1 protein-coding gene is annotated in these 3,305 nt (G+C 73.2%); it reads right to left on the bottom strand.

The window, feature by feature from the left end:
• A partial coding sequence (locus tag JHAT_RS33310) for a beta-ketoacyl synthase N-terminal-like domain-containing protein (protein ID WP_143660621.1) occupies positions 1-3,305 on the bottom strand: 3,305 nt, incomplete at both ends.

The raw sequence follows: 3,305 nt of genomic DNA, 5'->3' as shown, positions 1-3,305 counted from the left end.
ACGGTGCTCGAACAGTGACCGCGTCGTCGCCAACGACAGCCCGACATCCACCGGCGACAGGGCCTCCCGGTCACGTACGTACGCGGCCAGCCGTTCCGCCTGCGACTGCAGTGCGCTCTCCGAACGGCCGGACACCACCCACGGCACCACCACGGGAGGCTCGGCGTCGGCTGCTGGTTCCGCCGTCGCGGGTGATGCCGTCGGCGCCTGTTCCAGCACGGTGTGGGCGTTCGTTCCACTCATGCCGAAGGAGGAAACACCGGCGCGGCGCGGACGGCCCGTCTCCGGCCACGGCTCGTCCTGGGTCAGCAGCCGTACGCTTCCGGAGGACCAGTCGACGTGCGGGGTGGGCTCGTCCAGGTGGAGGGTGCGCGGCAGCACCCCGTGCTGCATGGCGAGGACCATCTTGATCACGCCGGCGACACCGGCCGTGGCCTGTGTGTGCCCGATGTTCGACTTGATGGAACCCAGCCACAGCGGCCGGTCCTCGGGGCGGTCCTGGCCGTACGTCGCCAGTAGCGCCTGTGCCTCGATCGGGTCACCCAGCTTCGTGCCCGTACCGTGCGCCTCCACCACATCCACCTCGGTGGCCGACACCCGGGCATTCGCCAACGCCGCCCGGATCACCCGCTGCTGCGACGGACCGTTCGGCGCCGTCAGGCCGTTGCTCGCGCCGTCTTGGTTGATGGCCGTGCCGCGGACGACGGCCAGCACCTGGTGGCCGTTGCGCCGGGCGTCCGACAGCCGCTCCAGCAGGAGCATGCCCACACCCTCGGCCGGTCCGAAGCCGTCGGCGGCGGCGGAGAACGGCTTGCAGCGGCCGTCGGCCGCCAGGCCTCGCTGGCGGCTGAAGCCGACGAAGGTCCACGGCGTGGACATGATCGCGGCGCCGCCGGCCAGGGCCAGCGGGCATTCGCCTCGCCGCAGCGACTGCACGGCCATGTGGAGGGCCACCAGCGAGGACGAGCAGGCGGTGTCGACGGCCACGGCGGGGCCCTCGAACCCGAAGGCGTAGGCGAGCCGCCCGGAGGTGACGCTGAGGGCGTTCCCGGTGACCAGGTAGCCCTCGACGCCGTTCGAGGAGTCGTGGGTGCCGGTCCCGTACCCGTGCGTGCCCGCACCGACGAAGACGCCGGTCTCGGTGCCCTTCAGGGACGCGGGGTCGATGCCCGCGCGTTCGAACGCCTCCCAGCCGGTCTCCAGGAGCAGCCGCTGCTGCGGGTCCATGGCCAGGGCCTCGCGCGGCGAGATGCCGAAGAACGCCGGGTCGAAGCCGGCCGCGTCGGCCACGAAACCCCCGTGGCGCGTGTACGTCTTCCCGGGTGCCTCGGGGTCGGGGTCGTACAGTCCGTCCACGTCCCAGCCGCGGTCCTCGGGGAACGCCGAGATGGCGTCGCGGCCCTCGGTCAGCAGCTCCCACAGTTCCTCGGGCGACCGGACGCCGCCGGGCAGGCGGCAGCTCATCGCGACGATGGCGATGGGTTCCTCGTCCGACGCGGCCCGGACCACGGGTGCCGGGGCCGTGGGGGCGGCGTCCTGGCGGCCCAGGAGTTCGCCGTACAAGTGGTCCACCAGGGCGACGGGCGTCGGATGGTCGAAGATAAGGGTGGCCGGCAGCCGGCAGCCGGTGGCGGTGTTGAGCCGGTTGCGGAGCTGGACGGCGGTGAGGGAGTCGAAGCCGTGCTCCTTGAAAGAGAGTTCGGGCTCGATCCCGTCCGGGGTGGCGTGCCCGAGCACGCCGGCGGCCTGGTCCTGCACCAGGCGCAGCAGGATCCGCCGCCGTTCCGTCTCCCCCGCGCGCAGCAGGCTTCGGCGCAGGGCCGACTCGTCCCCGTCCGCCGCCCGGGCCAGCGCGCGGCGGCTCACGTGGTTCCGGCCCGGCCCGTCGGCCGCGCCGCGGAGGGCGAGGTCGGTCACGGCCGACAGCTGCTCCGGCGACACGGGCCGCGTCACCAGGGCGTCCACGGTCGCGACCGGCGTCCCCGCCGCGTCGGCGACCAGCACCGACCACCCGTCGGGCCCGGCCGGCGCGAGTCGCACCCGCAGCATCGAGGCACCGGTCGCGGACAGTGACACACCGCGCCAGACGAAGGGCAGCCGTGTGTCTCCGGCGGCGTCACCGTTCAGGGCCGCCGAGCCCAGGCCCGCTTGCAGTGCCGTGTCGAGCAGCACGGGGTGCAGCCCGTAGCGCGTCACGTCCGCTCGTTCCGCCTGCGGCAGCGTCACCTCGGCGAACACCTCGTCGCCACGCCGCCAGGCCGCCTCGAGCCCGCGGAACACCGACCCGTAGGACACTCCGGTCTCGGCCAGCCGGTCGTAGAAGCCGGCCAGGTCGACCGCCCGGGCGTCGACGGGCGGCCACTCGCTCAGCTCGCCGTCCGCCGCCTGCCCCTCGGCCCCGGTGCGGAGAACAGCGGAGGCATGCCGGGTCCAGGGACCCTCGGCGGAGTCCTCGGAGCGTGCGTACACCTCCGCGGAACGCGCCCCGTTCCCGTCCGGTCCGCCGACGACCACCTGAACCTGTACGGCACCCCGCTCCGGCAGCGCCAACGGTGCCTCGAGCGTCAGCTCCTCCACGAGGTCGCAGCCCACCGCGTCCCCGGCTCGCAGCGCCAGTTCGACGAAGACGGACGCCGGCAGGAGCGGCGTGCCCTGCACCAGGTGTTCGGCAAGCCAAGGGTGCGTACGCAGCGACCAGCGACCGGTCAGCAACACCCCGTCCGAGGCGGGCAGCGTCACGGCAGCGCCGAGCAGGGGGTGATCGGCGGACGAGAGACCGGCCGACGTGACGTCGCCCTGGCGGGCGAGGGACGGTTCGATCCAGTAGTGCTGCTCCTGGAAGGCGTAGGTGGGCAGGTCGACGCGTCGGGCGCCCGTCCCCGCGAACACCCCGGCCCAGTCGACGGTCGCGCCGCCGACGAACGCCTCCGCGGCGGACGTCAGGAAGCGCTCCATGCCCCCCTCGCCGCGGCGCAGCGAACCCACCGCCGTGACGGGCGTGTCGGTGTGCTCTTCAGCCGTCTGCTCGACGCCCATCGTCAGCACCGGATGCGCGCTGGACTCCACGAACAGCCGGAAGCCGTCGTCGAGGAGCGCGCGCAGGGTGTCGGCGAAACGGACCGTCTGGCGCAGGTTGCGGTACCAATACCCTGCATCGAGAGACGACGTGTCCAGGACACCACCGGTCACCGTCGAGTAGAACGGCACACTCGACGCCTGCGGGGCGATACCCGCCAGGTCCCGCAGGAGAACGTCCTCGATCGCCTCCACGTGCGCGCAGTGCGAGGCGTAGTCCACCGCGACAC

It is taken from the genome of Streptomyces sp. JHA26, assembly GCF_002005565.1.
In the GTDB taxonomy this organism is placed as follows: domain Bacteria; phylum Actinomycetota; class Actinomycetes; order Streptomycetales; family Streptomycetaceae; genus Streptomyces.
Note: the sequence above shows the minus strand (reverse complement) of the source record. Positions and strands in the feature narration are given on the sequence as shown.